Source organism: Marinobacter sp. (genome assembly GCF_048266785.1).
GTDB lineage: Bacteria > Pseudomonadota > Gammaproteobacteria > Pseudomonadales > Oleiphilaceae > Marinobacter.
The window spans coordinates 37,905-57,664 of record NZ_JBLWYX010000008.1; the positions used below are offsets into that span (position 1 = coordinate 37,905).

The following is a 19,760-nucleotide window of genomic DNA, read 5'->3' on the forward strand; positions in this document are numbered from 1 at the left end:
TATCCTGAAAAAGTGAGTGAGCTTAGAGCAAAAGTTAGCAGACGAGTATAAAGAGGGTAAAACGGTTTTGCAGCGGAGTTTCGTTTATCAGTCGTCGTTTCCGTTAACAAGCTTCAGAGGCATGTGTAAACTAGGTCGCTGTTGTTTGCGTATTCGTGCCTCGTTGCGCTATCCACAGTCCTTCATGCACCCGGAACAGGAATCTTGCTACCGTGCCAATGTCCGATAGCTGTCTGCAGCCGCAGAAAGGCACATTGCAGTGCCGGTTTGCGAGTCTGCTTGCCGGCTTTGCCCTGATGTCGGGTGCCGGTTTTTCTGCCGGTGAGGAAGCGCCGTCGGCTGCCGATCTGGACTGGCGCCCGAGAAGCCAGCTTCCGGATGCGGTCAGAAATTCATTGCCGGCGTTTTGCGAGGGAGGCTATTTGCCATCTGGCGCCGGAGATAACGGTTCCGGTGTTTTTGGCGAGGGCGCTGACGGCGCAGTTCCGGTGCAGGCCAGCGGCCTGAATGCCCGTTACGAAATTGATCACGAATTATACCTTGAGGGCGATGTCCGTCTGCGCCAGGGTAGCTTTCAGGTGACCGGGTCCGAAGCCCGTTACGATCAAAACATCGGTCAGGTATCGATCCAGGGCCCTCTGGTCAGCCGTGGTGACGGATTTCTGTTAACCGGGGAGCACGCCGAATACAGCGTGGATACAGGGCGCTTTGATATAAATACCGCCACCTTCCTGCTGCATGGCCCGGAAATGCGGGGCATAGCCGGAAGCCTCTCCCGAGTGGACGATGCCAGGGTAGAAATCCGTGACGGCATGCTTACCACTTGCGGCCCGCAACAGAACGACTGGGCTATTGTCGCGTCCGAGATTGAGCTGAATCAGGCCGAAGGCGTTGGTACCGCAAAGCATGTTCGCCTGGAGGTTCTGGATGTTCCGGTGTTTTACTGGCCTTATGCCAGCTTCCCCATTGATGACCGCCGCAAGTCTGGCTTCCTGTATCCGCAGTTTGGTTCGTCCAACGCCGGAAGCGGAGGGTTTCTGGCCGTACCCTATTACCTGAACCTGGCTCCTCATTACGACGCCACGCTCACCCCCCAGTATATTCATGGCCGTGGCTTGTTTAACGAGGCTGAAGGCCGGTATCTCAGTCCTTTCGGTCAGACGACGCTGCAGCTAGGCTATATCAACAACGATTCCGCTTTCGCAGACGAGAACCCCGGTGAATCCGGTCAGCGCTGGGCCCTGAATGCCTCCACCCGCGCAGCGCTCGGCAAAGGCTGGAATGCCTACGGTGATTTCTCGGTAGTCAGTGACGATGACTACCTTAGTGATCTGAACCGTAGCCTGGAAATCAATCAGGCTACACACCTGCAGCGCCGTGGCGGAATACGTTACCAAACAGCTAACCAGTATTTCGATGCCTACCTCAATGATTATCAAACGATTAGCGACAGTATTGCTGAGGTAGACAAGCCTTACGCACAATTACCGGAAGTCGTTTATGCAGGAACGGCTGAGGCGGGCTGGCTGGAGGCAGGGTTGGAAAGCGAGTACTCCTGGTTCTACCGTGAAAACGACTCGTTGACCGGTCTTGATAAAGCCAATGGCCAGCGTTTCCGTGCACGCCCCGAGCTGGCATTGCCGATGCGCGCGCTTTGGGGTTTCAGCCGTCCGTCGTTCAGCCTGGATTACACGCGCTACGATCTGGAGGACTATAGCGCCGGGGACGGTGAGTTTGATCGGACGGTTCCTATCGTAGAATGGGACAATGGTTTGTATTTTGATCGCCAGTCGAGTCTGTTTGATGTTCCCTACAACCAGACACTGGAACCCCGGCTTTATTACGCCTGGGTAGATGCAGAGGCAGACCAGAATGATATTCCGGCATTTGACACAGCCTTTGAGAGCTTCAGTTTTGACCAGCTGTTCCAGCCCGACCGCTTTGTTGGGGGCGACCGGATCGGTAATACCAACCAGTTGACGGTGGCCCTGACCAGTCGATTCAATGATCTGGTTACCGGTGCCGAGAGAGCCCGTTTCAGTATTGGCCAGGTTCAGTATTTCGAGGATCGCGAGGTAACGCTGTTCGGTGAAGGCGCGAGCAATCGCAGTCGATCACCACTGGCTGGTGACGTAGTGCTTAATCCGTTACAGAATCTGCAAATCCGGTCTTCCGGACTCTGGGATCCGGACACCGGCGACACCGAAGAGGGCAGGAGTCAATTGATTTTCCACTCACAGGACTACCGGTATCTGGCAAGTATTGGTCATACTTACAGCAAGGACGAGCTGGAACAGTCGGATATTGCGGCGGTTATTCCTGCAACAGACCGTGTTAGTCTGATCGGCCGCTGGGTATACGATTCGGACCTGGACCGTACTGTAGGCTCCCTTGCCGGAATCGAGTACAACAACTGCTGCTGGAGCGTTCAGGTGGTTCACCAGAATTATCTGACCGACGATGAGGAGCTGGACAGCCGTATACTGTTCCAGATTCAACTAAAAGGCCTGGGCGGCAGCGGAGGCTCTTCAACGTCGATCTCCGAAGCCATTTACGGTTTCGATGAGCGCGAGCGGCGCCGTTTTGGAAGCCCCTGATGGGTTCTCTTGATCAGTGCGCTTTGTTGACACTCTTTATTTGCACCCACTGACGGCAACCGTGCCATTCCGGTACTCTATCCGCAGGCTTTTTTCTTCATTAAGAGGTGATTATGAAGGCGACGATTCGCCAAGGTTTACAGACACTGCTGATGCTATTGGCAGTGGCGCTTTCTTTTACGGCTCAGGCCGAGCGCAAACTGCTCGATCAGGTCGTGGCGATTGTTGATGATGACGTGGTCCTCCAGACCGAACTGGAAGCAAGGATCAACACCATCACCGGACGTCTCAGTGCTCAGGGTACCGGCCTGCCGCCGCGCCGCCTTCTTGAAGAGCGTGTTCTGGAGCAACTGATCACTGAATCGGTTCAGCTACAGATGGCGGAAAAAATGGGCATGCGCATCAGCGATAACGAGCTGAACGAAACCCTGGCTAACATTGCCGAGCGCAACGGCATGAGCCTGTCCGAGTTTGAAGACCAACTTGTTTCTGAAGGCGTAAGCTATCGCCAGGCCAGGGAGCAAATCCGCCAGGAAATGCTCACCAGCCGGGTGCAGCAGCGCTTGGTCGGCAACCGTGTTCGTGTGACGGAGCGCGAGGTAGAAAACTACCTGCAGGCGCTGGAGTCTGGCGGTGGCTCCGATGCGGAATACCGGCTTGCCTACATTTTTATCGAGCTGGATGACCCTGCTGACGATGCCGCTGTAGAGGCAACCCGCGAGAAGGCGGAAAAACTCCGTACTGCTATTGTGAACGGCCGCGATTTCCGGGAAGTGGCAGTTGCTGAGTCCGATGCCAGTAACGCGCTCGAAGGCGGGGATATGGGTTGGCGCAGTGAGCGCCAGTTACCGTCATTGGTTGCGCCGGTTGTGCCGGCGCTGGCGGTTGGCCAACCTTCGGAGGTTCTGGAGAACAACAGCGGTTTCCACATGGTTATGGTGATGGACAAGCGTGGAGGCTCGCAGAAGCAGGTCATCCAGCAGAACCGCGTGCGCCATATTCTGATCCGGCCTTCTGAAGCCGTGACGGACACAGAAGCAGAGGCCGCCATCCGGGAGCTCTCTCAGCAGCTTCAGGACGGCGCTGATTTTGCCGTGCTGGCTCGCGAGTTTTCGGACGACCCTGTGTCTGGCTCTGACGGCGGCAATCTTGGCTGGGTAAGCCCCGGGCAAATGGTGCCGGCGTTTGAACAGGCCATGCAGGAGGCAGAAGTGGGCGAGAGGAAAGGGCCATTTCGCTCACAGTTTGGTTGGCACATTCTTCAGGTTGAAGAGCGCCGCCAGAAAGACATAAGCAGCGACGTGAAGGAGGCGGAGGCCCGCCAGGCAATCTATCGTCGCAAGTTTGAAACCGAACTGCAGAACTGGCTCCGGGAAATCCGTGATGAAGCCTTTATCGAGTTCAAGGGCGAGTATGAACAGAACGCCGATGAAGACGAACCCGGCGACGCGCAGGAAGCTGCAGAATAATGAGTGACGGGATTGTTCTGGCTCTGACTGCTGGTGAACCCGCAGGCATAGGCCCCGAGCTTTGCCTGCAGTTGGCTACCGGCCAGCGTGATGCTGGCGTGGTGGTCGTTGCCAGCCAGCCACTGCTGGAGGAACGGGCCCGGGTGCTGGGTCTCGACGTAAGCCTGCACTCCTGGAAACCGGGCATGAAGCCTGAAAAGCGCGCAGGCGAGCTTTCTGTCTTGCACGTTGAGGGCTGTGTGTCTCTTCAGGCGGGCAAACTGGATACTGCGAACAGTCGCTATGTGCTGGAAACCCTCACCGTTGCCGCCAAAGGCTGCCTTGAGGGCGACTTTGACGGCATGGTCACGGCACCGGTTCATAAAGGCGTTATCAACGATGCGGGCATAGGGTTCAGCGGTCACACAGAGTTCCTTCAGGAACTTTGTTCCGTGGAGCGGGTGGTCATGATGTTGGCCACAGAAGAGCTGCGGGTGGCGTTGGTAACAACTCACTTACCCCTCAAGGACGTCTCCGCGGCAATTACGCCAGAACGGCTGACCCAGGTTGCCACCATTCTGAACGCCGACCTGAAGACGTTTTTTGGCATTGCGCGGCCAAGAATTCTGGTCGCTGGCCTGAACCCCCATGCAGGTGAGGGAGGCCATCTTGGCCGGGAAGAAATTGACGTGATTGAGCCGACGCTTGAGGAGCTTCGCGGGCAGGGTATAGAGCTGATAGGCCCCTTGCCGGCAGATACGCTGTTTACGCCGCACTGGCTGGACAACGCCGATGCCGCCTTGGCCATGTACCACGATCAGGGCCTGCCGGTTCTCAAGTTTCAGGGCTTTGGTCGAGCGGTAAACATCACTCTGGGTTTGCCCATTGTGCGTACATCGGTGGACCACGGCACCGCCCTGGATCTTGCCGGTACAGGCAAGGCAGACGCAGGCAGCCTGCACACTGCTATCCGGGTGGGCGAGCAGATGGCACGTTCTCTCAAATCTGCTAATCGCCTTGCCATTGATAATTGCAAAGCCATGAATAGAGAGAAATCTGAGTGAGTAAAAAAGCCGGCCACCAGGCCAGGAAGCGGTTTGGCCAGAACTTCCTTCACGATCCGGGCATAATCGAGCGCATTATTCGCGCCATTCACCCGAAGCCGGATGATGCCATTGTGGAAATCGGCCCCGGCCTCGGGGCAATAACCGAGGAGATTCTGGCGGTTAATACGAAGCTTCAGGTGGTGGAGCTGGATCGCGACCTCATCCCCGTGCTGCGCACCAAGTTTTTCAACTATCCCGACTTCCGTATCCACGAAGCCGATGCGTTGAAGTTTGATTTCAGCCAGCTTGTCGACGAGAAGCCTCTGCGTATTATTGGCAACCTGCCCTATAACATCTCCACACCGCTGATTTTTCATTTGGTGGCCCAGTCGGGCGTGGTGCAGGACATGCACTTCATGCTGCAAAAAGAGGTAGTGCAACGGATGGCAGCTGTACCCGGCGATAACAACTATGGCCGGTTGGGTATCATGACCCAGTATTTCTGCAAAGTTCAGCCCCTGTTTGAAGTGGGCCCCGGCGCATTCCGGCCGGCTCCAAAAGTGGATTCCGCCATTGTGCGCCTGGTTCCCCATACAGAGCTTCCCTATCCGGCAAAGGATCTCGGCACGCTGCAGGCCGTGGTCAGAACCGCGTTTAACGCTCGCAGAAAAACCCTGCGCAAGGCTCTGGGAGGGCTGGTAACGGTTGAGCAGTTACAAGCTTTGGGCATCAATGACGGCTTGCGACCTGAAAATCTCAGCTTGGCGGATTACGTAAGCATCGCGGACTTGCTGACAACCGAAAAAAGTAGTGAGCAATGCGGTGTTCAGGGCGCCGAAGGTATTGCAGGAGACGTAAGCGGAGACAGTCATGACTGATTACGCCATAGGCGATATTCAGGGCTGTTACGATCGCTTGAAAGATGTGCTTGCCAAAGTGGATTTTTCGCCTTCCCGTGATCGCCTCTGGGTGGCGGGTGATCTGATAAACCGGGGGCCGTCATCTCTGAAAACCCTGCGCTACATTGAAAGCCTGGGTGATTCGGCCGTGGTGGTTCTTGGGAATCACGACCTGCACCTGCTGGCTTTGGCGCTTGGTGGCCATGCGCCAAAGCGCAAGGATACTCTCACAGGAATACTGAACGCTCCCGATCGCGACAAACTGGTGAACTGGCTGCGACAGCAGAACCTGTGTGTGTACGACTCTGAACGCAATTACATGATGGCCCATGCCGGGGTGCCCCATATCTGGAGCATTCAGCAGGCTCTCGCCAGGGCCCGGGAAGTGGAAGACGTGATTCGTGGGGAGCACGCCCAGGAATACTTCGCGCTGATGTACGGTAACAAGCCGGAAGGCTGGAATGAAAAGCTCACTGGCATGGATCGCTGGCGGGTGATCACCAATTATTTCACCCGAATGCGCTTTATTGCCCGGGATGGCAGGCTGGAACTCACTACGAAAGAGCACGCTGGCAGTGCGCCCAAGGGCTTTGCACCCTGGTTTGAATTCCCCCGCCCTGACGACCTGCGCGTGATCTTCGGGCACTGGGCGGCTATCGAAGGTGAGACCGGGAAAGAGCGGTTTATTGGCCTGGATACTGGCTGCGTCTGGGGTGGTGCGCTCACGATGATGAATCTGGATACCGGAGAAAAGATCCACTGTGACTGCTGAATCCGAAAAACTTCGGGGCCAAGACCTCATGCGCCTGCCCATCGTTACCGGTGCTTTTTTTGCCCTTACGGCGGTTATGGCTGGAGCCTTTGGTGCTCATAGCCTGCGTAACCTGGTGAGCGACCGCAGTCTGGAAGTTTTCCAGACCGCGGTTACCTATCAGATGTATCACGCCATCACACTGTTGCTGGTTGCCCTGTTGACTGGTTTTGGCCTTTCACGACGTTTGCTGGGGCTGGCCGCCGGCTTCTTTCTTGCGGGCATCCTGCTGTTCAGTGGCAGCTTGTATACACTGGTGCTGACCGACATACGCTGGGTCGGCCCGATTACGCCCATAGGCGGCGTATGTTTTATGATTGGCTGGGCATTGTTGCTGGCAGCTGGTACTCGCCACCAAGTGAATCAAGACAGAGGTTAAGAACGCTATGCAGGTTCAGGTAAATGGTGAAGCCATGGATCTCCCCGCAGGAGCCACGGTTGGCTTACTGGTGGAAAAAATGGCCCTTGCGGGCAAACGGCTGGCGGTGGAGGTTAACGAAGACATAGTGCCCCGCAGCCAACACGCAGAATTCGCTCTCAATAACGGTGATCGCGTTGAAGTGGTACACGCGATCGGGGGTGGTTAACCCCGGCCCGGCGGTCGAAAGTCTGGCCGCGATGCGCGTCTTCAATAATTTACTTCATTACGTTTTACCAACCCGGAAACACTATGACCGACACGCCAGAGATCCAGTTGCCCGAAGACAAACCTCTTGAAATTGCTGGCCGTATTTACCAGTCACGGTTGCTGGTTGGCACCGGCAAATACCGCGACCTGACGGAAACCGGCCACGCTATCGAAACAAGCGGCGCTGAAATCGTGACCGTAGCCGTTCGCCGAACCAACCTCGGGCAGAACCCGGATGAGCCCAACCTTCTGGACGTAATCTCTCCGGATCGCTACACCATACTGCCCAATACAGCCGGCTGCTATACCGCCAAAGACGCTGTGCGCACCTGCAAACTGGCCCGCGAGCTGCTCGACGGTCGTGACCTGGTCAAACTGGAAGTGCTGGGTGAGCACAAAACCCTGTACCCGAACATGCCGGAAACCCTGGTGGCCGCAGAGGAGCTGATCAAAGACGGCTTCAAGGTCATGGTCTATTGTTCCGACGACCCCTTATTGGCCATGCGCCTTGAGGAAATGGGTTGCATCGCGATCATGCCACTGGGCGCACCCATTGGCTCCGGCCTGGGCATCCAGAACCGCTACAATATCCGGTTGATCGTCGAAAACGCCAAAGTGCCGGTACTGGTGGACGCCGGTGTTGGCACCGCTTCCGATGCTACCATCGCTATGGAACTGGGCTGTGATGGCGTGCTGATGAACACCGCCATCGCCCAGGCCAAAGACCCGATCAAAATGGCCAACGCCATGCGCCTGGCCATTGAAGCCGGGCGTGAAGCCTATCTCGCCGGACGGATGCCCAAAAAGCTTTACGCGAGTGCATCGTCGCCCCTCGATGGCACCTTCTTCTGATTCCGATTCTGATTAAGAGCGCTGCAGTATGGCCATAACCGATCAGAAACCCAGTCGCCGGGAGGCCATTCTCCATGCACTTCTGGAACTCCTGGAAAACGATCCGGGAGCCAGAATCACCACCTCGGTTCTCGCCAAATCCGTTGGCGTGACAGAGGCGGCGCTGTACCGCCACTTTCCCAGCAAGCGGAAAATGTTTGAAGCACTTCTGGAGTTTGCGGAAGAGGCTGTGTTCTCCCGCTGTCAGGTGATCCTTCAGGAACAAGGTGATGTGCGCGTTCGTTTGCAGCAACTGATGCACCTGGTTCTGGTCTTCGCCGAGCGCAATCCGGGTTTGTGTTGCGTTCTCACCGGCGATGCTCTGGTCGGAGAAAACGAGGCGCTACGCAAGCGTGCTTCCCAGTTCTTCGAGCGCCTGGAAACCCAGCTGCGGCAAACACTGAAAGAAGGCGAAATCCGCCAGGGTTTGCGGCCACGCACCAGTGCTACCCGGGGTGCTGACTTTGTTCTGGTGCTCATGGAAGGCCGGATTCAGCGGTTTATCCGCTCATCGTTTATCAGGCTGCCTTCGGCTGACTTCGACGAGAGTTGGGCGTTGGTTTCTGAGGCTGTTTGGGGCTGACTCGGAGCTTTCCTTCTTGGTAGCCTTTTGGTTTTGGTGCTGGAGGTTGGTGGGATTGGTCTGCACAGAACCGCTACGAGCACGTCCGTGTGCGCTTGTTTCCGGCCGTCCTTGGCCTCCAACATTCTGTGCAGACCAATCCCACCAACCTCTTTCAGACAGCTGAGATATATCCGACTTCTTTTCGTCTTTCCCTACCTTGCCTTTTGTTACCGTAATCAGAAGAGGGTCAAGCTGTTCTCTTGATGAGATTCCACTTTAGTTAGATGGCGCGTTCAGGAAGGCCCTGTCCCGGAATGTCGGAGGCCATGGATGGCCGGAGTCAAGCGCACACGGACGTGCTTGTACCGGTTCCGGGACAGGGCCTTCCTGAACGTGCCCACCCCGAAACCATCAGGCTAAAAAGAAGAAAACTCCCTAAGCCAAAGCCTCACTCATACCCAGAGGCAGAACGAAGAATCTGACGAACAGGCTCCCAGATCGCAGGTGCCGATATCAGAATGTCGCGACCCCAGAGGTCGGCAGGGTAATCCTCGGGAACTTCGCTGAAGTGACCGGCTGTGGCGCCGGCTTCCAGGGCGATCAGGCGGGCGGCGGCGAAATCCCAGGGGCTGACGTTTTCGTAGTAGATGTCCAACCGACCGCAGGCTACCCAGCAGATATCCAATGCCGCAGAGCCGATGCGTCGCAGGTCACGGCATTGGTGAATCATGGCGTCCAGGCGGCTGACCAGCGGGGCGAGGTTGTCTTTGGTGTAGGGGAAGCCGGTTGCGAAGAGCGAATCCCTTGGAACGGTCGCATCGCTGTGATGGATTGGAGCGCCGTTGAGTGTGGCACCATCGCCACGGGTGGCGCGGAAGGTTTCGCCAGGGAAGGGCGCATGTACCACGCCAGCCTGCACGCGGCCGTTTTCTGCGTAGGCAATGGACACCGCGACCTGCGGGTGGCCATAGGCATAGTTTACCGTGCCATCAATGGGGTCAACGATCCAAAGAGGTGTTTCGAGGTTCTCGGCCTGGCTGAGATCCGGTGTGTTTTCTTCAGACAGGATGCGATGATCCGGGAAACGCTTCTGGATGGCGCTGGTGATGAATTCATCAGCCATGATGTCAGCGTGAGTGACCAGCTCGGCCTGGTATTTGTAGTCAGTACGGAGGGTGCTGTGATCACGCTCCCGGCGAATCAGTTTTCCGGCCTCCCGGGCCAGATCTTCTGCGAAATCGGTAATGTCCCGAAGGAAAACAGAATCAGACATGGTGCCCCCCGTTCGAATCTTTCCAAGAGTGAGGGCACCAGTCTAGCATGGCAATATCAAAGGTTGTTCAACCAGGCCTCCATCTTGTCCATTGCTTCCACCAGGCGCGGGCATGCCTTGCCGACAAAATCGTCAGACAGTTCCTGATCGGCATAGTCTCCGCCGGCCAGTTGCAGGGACTCAGCGCCGTTGAAGTCTACGAACGCCAGGCGCGCGCCCAGGTGGTCAGGCACGAAGCCGAAGTCGCTGGCGGGCAGGATGGCTACGCCGGTGTTTTCCAGCAACGACTGACAAAAAGCCTGGCTGGTTTTGATGTCTTTTTTTGCAAGCTGGTCGCGGAAACTGTCGAAGTTCGGGAACAGGTAGAACGCGCCTTCGGGCTTCTGCACAACCGCGCCCATCTCGCTCAGGCGCCGGTGCATATACTCACCAACCACCTTCAAAACACGGCGAGACTGTTTTAAGTACTCATCTATGTCATCGCCGCCGTTAAAGGCAGTGATAGCCGCGTGCTGTATTGGCGCGCTGGTGGCCGTGTAGGTTTCGCTGGCGATGATCGCCATAGCGTCCTGCAGGGGGCGCAGTTCCTTCGGGAAGATGAAGGTACCCAAGCGCCAGCCACCGGCACCTGCCCATTTGCTAAGCCCGGTGCTGATGATGGTGCCTTCCGGGTAGTAGCGTGCGATCGATTTATGCTTCCCTTCAAAGTGTACTTCCCCATAGATCTCGTCGGAAAGCAGGATGATCCGGTATTTGCGGGCAACGTTGGCAATGGCCAGCAGTTGGTCGTCCGTATAGGTGCAACCGGTCGGGTTGGATGGATAGTTGAGAATCAGGATGCGAGGGCGTGAAACATCATCCCGGCAAATGATGTCCAGTTCTTCTGCGGTGAGCTGCCAGTTGTTCTCTGCGTGCGTGGGTAGCCAGTGCACCGAGCGCCCGATTATGCGGGCCTGGGGGGCGTAGGAAACCCAGCTTGGGCGCGGAATCAGCAAGTCGCCGTAGTAAGCCAGCTGCAGAATAAACAGCAGCTCCTTGGAGCCGGGGCCAATCAGTACGTCTTCCCAGGTACACCGCATGCGCTCGCTGCGGTTGATGTAACCGGCAATGGATTCACGCAGGCTTTTGAGGCCTTTGACGGGCAGGTAGTCTTTTTCGTGGGCGTGCTGCCTGAGCGCATCCACTACGCGCTCAGGAACGGGGAAGGGTGACTGCCCCAGCCCGAGCTTGATGATGTCCTTGCCTTCGGATTTAAGCTGATTGCTCAGCTCGTTGATGCGCAGGGTGGCGGAGGGCTGAATGCCTCGAACGTTCAGGTTTATCGCAAAGCGTTGGTCGTTGTGGATATCCATTGTCCCGGTCTGTTTGTTGAGAGTGGCCCGGACAGTATAGGAAACCGAAACATATCTGTGTGGGCTATGCGGATAGGTGATTGCCGAAGCGTGCAGTTAGTGCGGGGCACAGAGCGCGTCAGGAATTCAGGGGATGCGGTGTGGGTCCAGCTCCATATGCAGTATCCGGGAGCCGAGCATGATGACCCGGCCGCTGTATCGCTCCTCGCCGGTGGAGGTAAAATCAAACATGAAACGACGCCACACGCGGATCTGGCCCTGATCATCCCGTCTGAACCAGATGCCTCGCAGATAGATGGCATCATCAAGCAGCATGACGTCCATGGTTTTACAGTAGCGGTGAGTGGCCTGGAGCACCGAGTCCTTGATGGCCTTGGCGCGCCACCAGTACCAGATGAAAAAGGCTGCAACAAAGAGCCAGAACAGCGTTCCCAGAGTCATGATAACAACACGATAGCGGCGATATTCCGGAATGAATAACAGGACAGAGCACCAGACTACCTTATTGTGAGAGTTCGGGGAATCGCTATGCTTTTCCTGTGCTCAGGCCCGATTTGGCAATGGTAGCCGGGTAGAAAGCATTTTCAGGAAGGGGCTGGTGAGCCGTTGGGCCGGATCCACGCTGTCACCGAGATCTTCTGATTCCTGGCGGTATAACCGGAAACCTCCGGGAATGCTTCATTCGCGGCGGTAATTTTGCCCTGTAAATCTGTCGGTTTTTGTACGCACATCAATGAAGCTGATGCTGGTCAGTTTGCGATGGAAGAGCGTTGAATGATATCCATATAATGCAAAAGGTGAACTGGAGTTCATTTTTATTTATTATTCCGTTTCGGAAGCCAAGTTTTGCGCGATATGGATAGATGAGTGCTGGCTTCCTTGTATGCTGGTAGAGCGTAGACCATGGGCGCGGGCTGAGACAACGGGAGCAGGCCATTCATGCAGTTTGAGCAACAGCAAGATTTCAGAGCTTTGGTGGATCAGTACCCACGCGCCATCATGATCGCTACCAAAGAGCCCAGAATTACCTATGTAAACCGCATGTTCTGCTCTGCTACCGGTTACCAGCCCGATAATGTGGTGGGTGCGCCGCCTTCGATTCTGAGCGCGGGGCTGCATGCACCGGAATACTATCAGGCCATGTGGCAATCTCTGGCCAGCGAAGGGCGTTGGGAAGGGTTGGTCTGGAACCGGAAAAAAAGCGGTGAAATCTACCCACAGTGGCTCAGCATCTATCCCATGGAGTATGAAGGGCGGCAGGCCTACGTCGGCATTTTTATGGACATGGGTGAGCGAGGCGGTGCGGATGAGCGCCTGGCCTCACTTGCCTACTATGACCCCCTTACCGACCTGCCCAACCGGTCGTTGTTTCAGGAGTTTCTGAAGGCTCGTGTAAGCCAGTATTCAAGGGGTAATAATCGCTTCGGGATTTTGTTTATTAATCTGGATTTTTTCAAGACGATCAATGATCTGCACGGGCACGACTGCGGTGACGGGGTATTAAAACAAGCAGCGATGTGTATTGAAAGTGTGGTACGCGAGGGTGATATCGTGGCCAGGTTGTCCGGTGACGAGTTTGCCGTCATTGTCGAGCTTTCCGGGCGTGATGAGCTGAATGAGGTCTGTCGGCGCACGGTCCAGGCCTTTCAGGCCCCGGTTATTGTCGGTCAACGTGAGTATTTTCTTTCTGCGTCCATAGGAGCGGTGGTTTACCCCGTACATGGGAAAAGCGGTGTGGAGCTCTTACAGAAGGCAGATCGTGCCATGTATGCGGCAAAGCTGGCAGGCCGGGCCTGCTATCGCATATATAGCGAGGCAGATGACGAACAGGGGCGTCGCGAGCAGCAGCTATCAGAGGCCTTGACCGCATCTCTTAAAACCTCGCCGGGTGAATTTCATGTCGTGTATCAGCCCCAGTATGGCCTCGGCTCAGGGCGGGCAGTGGGCATGGAGGCTTTGTTGCGCTGGGACCATCCGGAGTTCGGATCGGTATCGCCTGCTGACTTTGTGCCGCTTGCAGAGCGCCGTGGCGAGATTCATGAACTGACGCAGCAACTGGTACGCGGGATACTGGCGGACTTGCAAAACGGTCCGCCGAGCATGCCCGGCAAGTTCCGGTTAGCGATTAACATATCTGCCCGTCAGATCACGGATGCCCGCCTGGGCCTCGCCATCGGCCCGCTGTTTGACCGTATTCGCGAGATAGGCTGGTTGCCAGAAATCGAAATCACCGAAACTCACATTATGCATCTGTCCAGCCAGTGCCTGGAAACCCTCAGGGAATTCCGCGATCAGGGCGTGGCAATAGCCATTGATGACTTTGGAACCGGCTACTCATCCCTGGCTTATGTGCAGAACCTGCCGGTACAGGTACTCAAAATAGATCGACAGTTTATCGGCGGCCTGGGTACGAAGAATCGTGACTCACGGATTGTGTCAGCCATTCTGGGGATTGCGGAGGCGCTGGAGCTGGAGGTCGTGGCTGAGGGTATTGAAACCCAAGCCCAGTATCGGGAGCTTTGCCAATTGGGGTGCCAGCGTGGCCAGGGATTCCTGATGGCCAAGCCTCAGCCTTGGCAACGGGTAAAGGCGGTCTTGGTTGATCCATATCAATACGTGATGAAGTGAGGGCTTGCCGTTCGAGTGATTTGCAAAATCTGGCCATGAGCTCGCGACCGATTGCACTAGATTGACATGAACAATGTGCATCAGGAAACGTGCGCCAAGTCATTAATGTGCTGAATTTATGCGAGATACACAATTAAAATCCGAGATGCACAATTAAAATCCGAGATGGAAGCTTATCTTCGTCTCGACCGGGCGCGCTGTAATCCTTGGCTCCGGGCTATTGGGTTGGTATCCGGCCTTTCAATTACCCAGTGCAGACCACACCAGAATCTCGGGCCAGTGGGGGGAGTGGCCGAGCTGACCACAAACGCAGGAGGAGTTATCTGCCTGCATGCCATCCAAGGGGTGGACATAAGCCATTGCAGTGCATCTGCCCTCCTGCTGCTATTTGCTTCAGGCGGAGACGTGTCAATGTCATCGGCTGGCATCGGGTGGCAGTTACTGGATGTGCCGACCTGGGTTCGCCCGAATGACGCCTTTGATCTCAGGCTCGCAGAAAATAGCCAGCTGGTAATCATGAAGCCGGCCCACGAGCCGTTCGCTGTGAGCCCGTCGCCCGGGGTTCATCAGTTGCCGGCCATGGCGCCCTTGATCAAACGTTACCTCGAAAACATCAGATTCTACGTCGACGACACCCATGCCAAGGCACTTACACGCGAGCTTTTTGGTCAGTTGGCAAAGTTGGAGTCTGGCGGTCAGATACCCGTTATCCGGGATGTGGCGCCTCCGGATCGGCGCCTGCTGCGGGCTATAGACAAAATTGAAGAGAACCCGTCATGGGAGTTTAATCTGCAGGAGCTTGCCAGTTACTCCGGTGTCAGCGAACGAAATCTTTATTATCTGCTGAAAGAGGGGATAGGGATGACACCCTATCGGTTTTACCAGCGTCAGCGTCTTATACGAGTGCGGCAACGGCTGGTGGATTACCAGGCCGGTGAGCCTCATATCTCCCGGTATGCAGCGGACGAAGGATTTTCCCACCTGGGACGGTTCGCTGCGCTGTATCGGGAGCATTTCGGCGAGCTGCCCAGCAAGACGATCCGATGTCGTCAGCTTTTGTGCGGGGCTGAGGCTAATGCTGATGAGGCGTCTTGTGAATAGTCGGTACAGGACTGAAGCATAAAAAAGGGCCCGACTAGCCAAAAAGCTAGCCGGGCCCTTACGTCTGACGGTGACAAGTTATGAGTTGGTCGGCACCGTTTCGGGGAGGGCGTCCTGTTCCTGTTGTTCCTGGTTGTGATCGCGAGCCAGCAAAATATAGAACGCTGGCAATACGAACACGGTGAACAGGGTGCCAATGCCCAGACCGGCACTGATGGTCAGGCCGATGGCAAAGCGGCTTTCTGCGCCGGGGCCGGAGGCGATCAGCAGTGGCACCATAGCGAAGATCAAGGCCAGGGAGGTCATGAGAATTGGTCGTAGACGAATCGCCGCTGCCTCAATAACGGCATCCACTTTATTCAGCCCCCGGTCTTTCTGCAGCTGGTTGGCAAACTCCACGATCAGTATGCCGTTCTTGGATACAACCCCGATCAGTGTGATCAGGCCTACCTGCGTGTAGATGTTCATGGTGGCGAAGCCGAGCACAATAAACGCCATCGCGCCGGCCACCGACATGGGGACTGAGATCAGAATGATAAACGGGTCGCGCCAGCTTTCGAACTGCGCCGCGAGCACCAGATAGATAACCAACAGCGACAGGAAGAAGGTTACCACCAGAGCGCTGCCCTGGTTGGCCAGCTGCCGGCTCTGGCCGGTGTAATCGTAGGTGAAACCTTGGGGGAACACCTCGTCTGCGGTCTGCTCCACAAAGTCCATGGCGGTCCCCGCCGCTACACCCGGCATTATGACCCCTTGCAGGGTAAGAGAGTTTTGCTGGTTGAACTGTGTACGGCTTGAAGGCTCTACATCGTGGCTGAAGCTCACTACGCTGCCCAGCGGTACCAGTGTGCCGTTGCCTGCGCGGATGTAGTAATCGTTCAGCGCTTGTTCATCCAGCCGAAACTTCTGGTCTACCTGCGGGATTACCTGATAAGACCGGCCTTCCATGCTGAAGCGGTTAATGTATCCACCGCCAAGCATGCTGGAGAGCGCCTGCCCTACGTCCTGCATGGAAAGCCCCAGATCGGCGACCCTGTCGCGATCCACGTTGATGCGTGTCACCGGGCGGTCGAAGTTAATGGATTTTTGCAAAAACATGAAGTTGCCGCTGGCCATAGCTTTACCCAGCAATTCATCCGCTACCTGATCAAGTTGTTCATAGCTGCTACCTGTAGTGATCACAAACTGGAACGGCAGACCGCCTCCTGACCCGGGTAAGGATGGCCGTGGGAAAACGGCTGTCTGCAGGCCCGTTACTTTCTTGAGCTCGGCGTCGAACTGGGGTTGGACGTCAAACTGGGTCACCTCCCGCTCGCTCCACGGCTCCATCTTGAAACCACCGAATACGGCGTTGGGTGCGGTGATGCCAACAATCATGAAATCTTCGGCGTAGCCGGGTACAGAAGCCATACGCTGCTGAACTTCGTCGCCATGCTCAAGCAGATAATCCAGGGTGGATGTTTGCGGCCCGAGGCCTTGGTAGAACAGGATACCCTGGTCCTCTGTGGGTGCCAGTTCGTTCTGGCTCATCATTGCCATGAAGTAGATGGAGCTCAGTACAACCAGCGCAAAAAATACCACCACGGACTTGGTTTGCATCAGTGAGCCGAGCGCGGCCTTGTAGCCCGAAGCAAGGCCGGCGAACGCGCGCTCTACCAGGGCCTCGAATTTGCCCGGGTTACCGTGGGGCTTGAGAACCTTGGCGGCCAACATGGGAGAAAGCGTAAGTGCAACGATGCCTGAGATTACCACCGTGCCGGCAAGCGTAAATGCAAACTCGGTAAACAGAGAGCCAACAAGGCCACCCATAAAACCGATAGGTGCATAGACCGCCACCAGCGTTGTGGTCATGGCAATAATGGGCACGGCCATTTCCCGTGCGCCGTGCAAGGCAGCGTCAAACCGCGATTTGCCTTGTTCGATATGTCGGTGCACGTTCTCCACCATGATGATGGCATCGTCTACCACCAGCCCGATGGCCAGCACCATGGATAGCAGCGTAAGCAGGTTCAGGGAGAACCCGAACATCAGCATGAAAAAGGCACCGCCAATCAGCGACAGCGGAACCGCAACGGAGGGTACGATGGAAGCACGGATCGAGCCGAGACTGAGGAATACCACCACGAGTACGATGCCCATGGCTTCGAGGAGAGTGCGAATAACCTCGTTTATAGAATCGTCAATAAAGTCAGATGCGTCGTAGGCCAGGCGCACGTTCAGATCGCCCGGCAGCTGGCTTTCGATATCCGGAAGATCACCTTTTACCAGGGCTGCCACCGTCAGTGGGTTAGCGCCGGGTGCCAGTTCGATTGCAACGTAAGTCGCCGGCTGGCCCTTGTAGAGGGCCAGCGCGCTGTAAGTTTCCGATCCCAGTTCTACCCGGGCAATGTCCTGGAGCCGGATCTGGGTTTCGTTCGCCTGCTTGACCACCAGATTGCGGAACTCATCCGGGTCCGCCACATCGGTATCGCTGGTCATGCTGATTTCTGTGTAGGCACCTTTGGTATTGCCAACGGCGGCCTGATAGTTGTTGGCGCGCAGCTTGGCAACCACTTCCTGAGGCGTCATGTCCACGGCTGCCAGGCGTTCCGGGTCGAGCCAGACCCGCAAGGCAAATTTGCGGCCAAGCAGTTCTGCCTTACCAACGCCGGAGAGGGCCTGCAGTCTGGGCTGCACCACGCGGGTCAGGTAGTCGGTGATTTGTGGAACAGCCATCTCCGAACTGTAAAATGCGATGTACATCAGCGCCGTTGAATCACCGGTAGTAGAGGTTATAACCGGATCCTGCGCCTCCGTTGGGAGAACGTTGCGCTGGCTCGCTACCTTTGCCTGGATTTCGGCTAACGCAGCGTTAGCGTCGTAGTTCAGGACCATCTTGGCTTCAATGGTCGACGTGCCCTGAGAGCTGGTGGATGTCAGGTAGTCGATGCCGCTGGCTTCAGCAATAGCCTGTTGCAGGGGCGTGGTGATAAAGCCTTTTATCAAGTCTGAACTGGCTCCAGGGTAGGCCGTTGTGACCGTAACCGTGGTGCTCTCAAGCTCCGGGTATTGCCGGATTTCCATTTCCATGGCGGCCCGGGCACCGAGCAACAGGATAAGAAGGCTGACCACCGTCGCCAGTACGGGACGATGGATGAAAATGTCGGTGAATCGCATTACTCAGATGCCTCCTGCGGCTGCTTTTCTTCGCCCTTGTCCCCATCCTGAATGGTGACCTTCTGTCCGGCACGAAGTCTCAGCAATCCTTTGGAAACGACTTTCTCGCCTGCTTCAAGACCGGAGAGAATAGCAACCCGCTTATCCCGCGTTTGGCCTGCGGTAATGGTGCGGCGATTGACAATCAGATCGCCTTCTTCATTTTCCTCGATGGCAAACACGAAATCCCCGTAGGTGTTGTAGGAAATGGCGGTGCGGGGAATGGTAACAACTTCGTTATCGTCTGGCTGTTTGGTCAGTATGGTTGCAAACATACCCGGTCGCAGCAGGTTCTCCGGGTTGTCCAGCGTAGCGCGAATGCGCACGGTGCGCGTTTCCGGGTTCACCGAGGTGTTGATGGCGCTGACCTTGCCCTTGAACTCCTGCTCGGGAACAGCGGCAACGGTCGTGACGACAGAATAGCCACGGTCAACGTCTTGCAGGTTCTTCTCGGACAGGGTGTAGTCCACATAAATCGGGTTGAGCATGTTGATTTCAACAATCGGCGTGCCTGTGGCAATGTATTCCCCCTGATCCACCATGCGAATCCCGAGGGTGCCATCGAACGGTGCGCGGATCACTTTCTTGCTAAGCTGAGCGTCTGCTTCATTAACGCGGGCACGTGCGGCGTCGAAATTCGCCTTGGATTCGTCGTATTGGGACTGGGAAACAGCTCGCCGTGGCAGCAGGTCAGAGATACGTTTGAACTCTTGTTCAGCCAGGTGGGCCTCTGCTCGGCGCGTGCGTACAGCGGCTTCATCAATGTCGGTATTAAGGCGAATGAGGATGTCACCCTGCTTGACGAGGTCACCGGATTCGAAGTTAATGTTTTCAATAACGCCAGGAACCTCGTTGGCGACCTCAATGCCGTTGATGGCCTTGATGCTACCCACAGCTTTTATGGAAGGTGTCCAGCTCTCAGTGCGAGCTTCGGTTGCGGATATTTGTGCAGGCGGCTGGGGTTGGGACATTTGTTCTTCCATTTGTCCGAACTGGTAAAACTTGTAGCCAAAGATGCCACCAAGCACCACGCCAAGGAAGATGATTGCGATCAGGAAGCGGGAAGCAGTGCGCATAGTTCAGGTCCTGGAAATCTCTGTCTGGTCCGGGGTTTGCATCGAGTAGTGAAGAAACAGGCTTGCTGTGTTTCCTCGCCGGGGCGGTGCATAACAACAGACTGTATGGATGCGGAAATTATTGATCAACGACAAAGCATAGCATCCTACAAAATTCAGGGTGCAGTTGTCACCGGTTTGTAGGTACTTGTCGCTGGCATTATCGCCAGTTCAGATGCCAGAATTACGATCTTACCTTACTAAAGGATCA

The 19,760-nt window shown here is 56.0% G+C and carries 16 protein-coding genes; 11 read left to right on the top strand and 5 right to left on the bottom strand.

From position 1 onward, the window contains the following. Positions 1–296: 296 nt before the first annotated feature. The 9 genes from ACN0V1_RS12525 (at position 297) to slmA (ending at position 8,903) form a co-directional block, all read left to right on the top strand. Positions 297–2,597 carry an LPS-assembly protein LptD gene (locus ACN0V1_RS12525; RefSeq protein ID WP_417545431.1) on the top strand — a complete coding sequence of 767 codons (2,301 nt, stop codon included), beginning with the start codon at positions 297–299 and terminating at the stop codon, positions 2,595–2,597. Between the two features lie 113 nt (positions 2,598–2,710). Further along, positions 2,711–4,066 carry a peptidylprolyl isomerase gene (locus tag ACN0V1_RS12530; protein WP_417545314.1) on the top strand — a complete coding sequence of 452 codons (1,356 nt, stop codon included), beginning with the start codon at positions 2,711–2,713 and terminating at the stop codon, positions 4,064–4,066. Next, positions 4,066–5,109 (top strand): 4-hydroxythreonine-4-phosphate dehydrogenase PdxA, encoded by a 1,044-nt coding sequence (pdxA, locus tag ACN0V1_RS12535; RefSeq protein ID WP_417545315.1) that lies wholly within the window; start codon positions 4,066–4,068, stop codon positions 5,107–5,109. Before ACN0V1_RS12530 ends, pdxA begins: the two co-directional genes overlap by 1 nt. Further along, on the top strand, positions 5,106–5,969 hold the full coding sequence (gene rsmA / locus ACN0V1_RS12540; RefSeq protein ID WP_417545316.1) for a 16S rRNA (adenine(1518)-N(6)/adenine(1519)-N(6))-dimethyltransferase RsmA: 864 nt from the start codon (positions 5,106–5,108) through the stop codon (positions 5,967–5,969). The genes pdxA and rsmA overlap by 4 nt, the downstream gene beginning before the upstream one ends. Continuing rightward, entirely contained in the window at positions 5,962–6,762 is an 801-nt protein-coding gene (locus ACN0V1_RS12545) for a symmetrical bis(5'-nucleosyl)-tetraphosphatase (RefSeq protein ID WP_417545317.1), read from the top strand. Before rsmA ends, ACN0V1_RS12545 begins: the two co-directional genes overlap by 8 nt. Before the next feature lie 28 nt (positions 6,763–6,790). Further along, positions 6,791–7,180: a DUF423 domain-containing protein gene (locus ACN0V1_RS12550; RefSeq protein WP_417545432.1), complete on the top strand. Its 390-nt coding sequence runs from the start codon at positions 6,791–6,793 to the stop codon at positions 7,178–7,180. 7 nt (positions 7,181–7,187) lie between these two features. Next, a complete protein-coding gene (thiS, locus tag ACN0V1_RS12555) occupies positions 7,188–7,388 on the top strand; it encodes a sulfur carrier protein ThiS (RefSeq protein ID WP_417545318.1) in 201 nt (66 codons plus the stop codon). Between the two features lie 83 nt (positions 7,389–7,471). Next, a complete protein-coding gene (locus ACN0V1_RS12560; RefSeq protein WP_417545319.1) occupies positions 7,472–8,281 on the top strand; it encodes a thiazole synthase in 810 nt (269 codons plus the stop codon). A gap of 34 nt (positions 8,282–8,315) precedes the next feature. Continuing rightward, positions 8,316–8,903: a nucleoid occlusion factor SlmA gene (gene slmA / locus ACN0V1_RS12565; protein WP_417545433.1), complete on the top strand. Its 588-nt coding sequence runs from the start codon at positions 8,316–8,318 to the stop codon at positions 8,901–8,903. Positions 8,904–9,333: 430 nt separating this feature from the next. Here the strand turns inward: slmA and ACN0V1_RS12570 are convergent, their stop codons facing one another. From ACN0V1_RS12570 to ACN0V1_RS12580, 3 genes are all read right to left on the bottom strand, one after another. Next, positions 9,334–10,158, bottom strand: coding sequence for an inositol monophosphatase family protein (locus ACN0V1_RS12570; protein ID WP_417545320.1), 825 nt, complete (start codon positions 10,156–10,158; stop codon positions 9,334–9,336). Between the two features lie 56 nt (positions 10,159–10,214). Continuing rightward, positions 10,215–11,510 carry a pyridoxal phosphate-dependent aminotransferase gene (locus ACN0V1_RS12575; protein WP_417545321.1) on the bottom strand — a complete coding sequence of 432 codons (1,296 nt, stop codon included), beginning with the start codon at positions 11,508–11,510 and terminating at the stop codon, positions 10,215–10,217. A gap of 126 nt (positions 11,511–11,636) precedes the next feature. Next, a complete protein-coding gene (locus ACN0V1_RS12580) occupies positions 11,637–11,951 on the bottom strand; it encodes a DUF3301 domain-containing protein (protein ID WP_417545322.1) in 315 nt (104 codons plus the stop codon). Positions 11,952–12,449: 498 nt separating this feature from the next. On the opposite strand from ACN0V1_RS12580, the gene ACN0V1_RS12585 reads away from it, so the two are divergent. Together ACN0V1_RS12585 and ACN0V1_RS12590 are read left to right on the top strand one after the other, a co-directional pair. Beyond that, positions 12,450–14,138 (top strand): putative bifunctional diguanylate cyclase/phosphodiesterase, encoded by a 1,689-nt coding sequence (locus ACN0V1_RS12585; protein ID WP_417545323.1) that lies wholly within the window; start codon positions 12,450–12,452, stop codon positions 14,136–14,138. Positions 14,139–14,549: 411 nt separating this feature from the next. Then, positions 14,550–15,239 carry a helix-turn-helix domain-containing protein gene (locus ACN0V1_RS12590; protein WP_417545324.1) on the top strand — a complete coding sequence of 230 codons (690 nt, stop codon included), beginning with the start codon at positions 14,550–14,552 and terminating at the stop codon, positions 15,237–15,239. A gap of 78 nt (positions 15,240–15,317) precedes the next feature. Here ACN0V1_RS12590 and ACN0V1_RS12595 read toward each other — a convergent pair whose 3' ends face one another. Together ACN0V1_RS12595 and ACN0V1_RS12600 are read right to left on the bottom strand one after the other, a co-directional pair. Further along, positions 15,318–18,395, bottom strand: a complete 3,078-nt coding sequence (locus ACN0V1_RS12595; protein WP_417545325.1) for an efflux RND transporter permease subunit — start codon at positions 18,393–18,395, stop codon at positions 15,318–15,320. Further along, positions 18,395–19,510 (bottom strand): efflux RND transporter periplasmic adaptor subunit, encoded by a 1,116-nt coding sequence (locus ACN0V1_RS12600; protein WP_417545326.1) that lies wholly within the window; start codon positions 19,508–19,510, stop codon positions 18,395–18,397. Before ACN0V1_RS12600 ends, ACN0V1_RS12595 begins: the two co-directional genes overlap by 1 nt. Between the last annotated feature and the right edge of the window lie 250 nt (positions 19,511–19,760).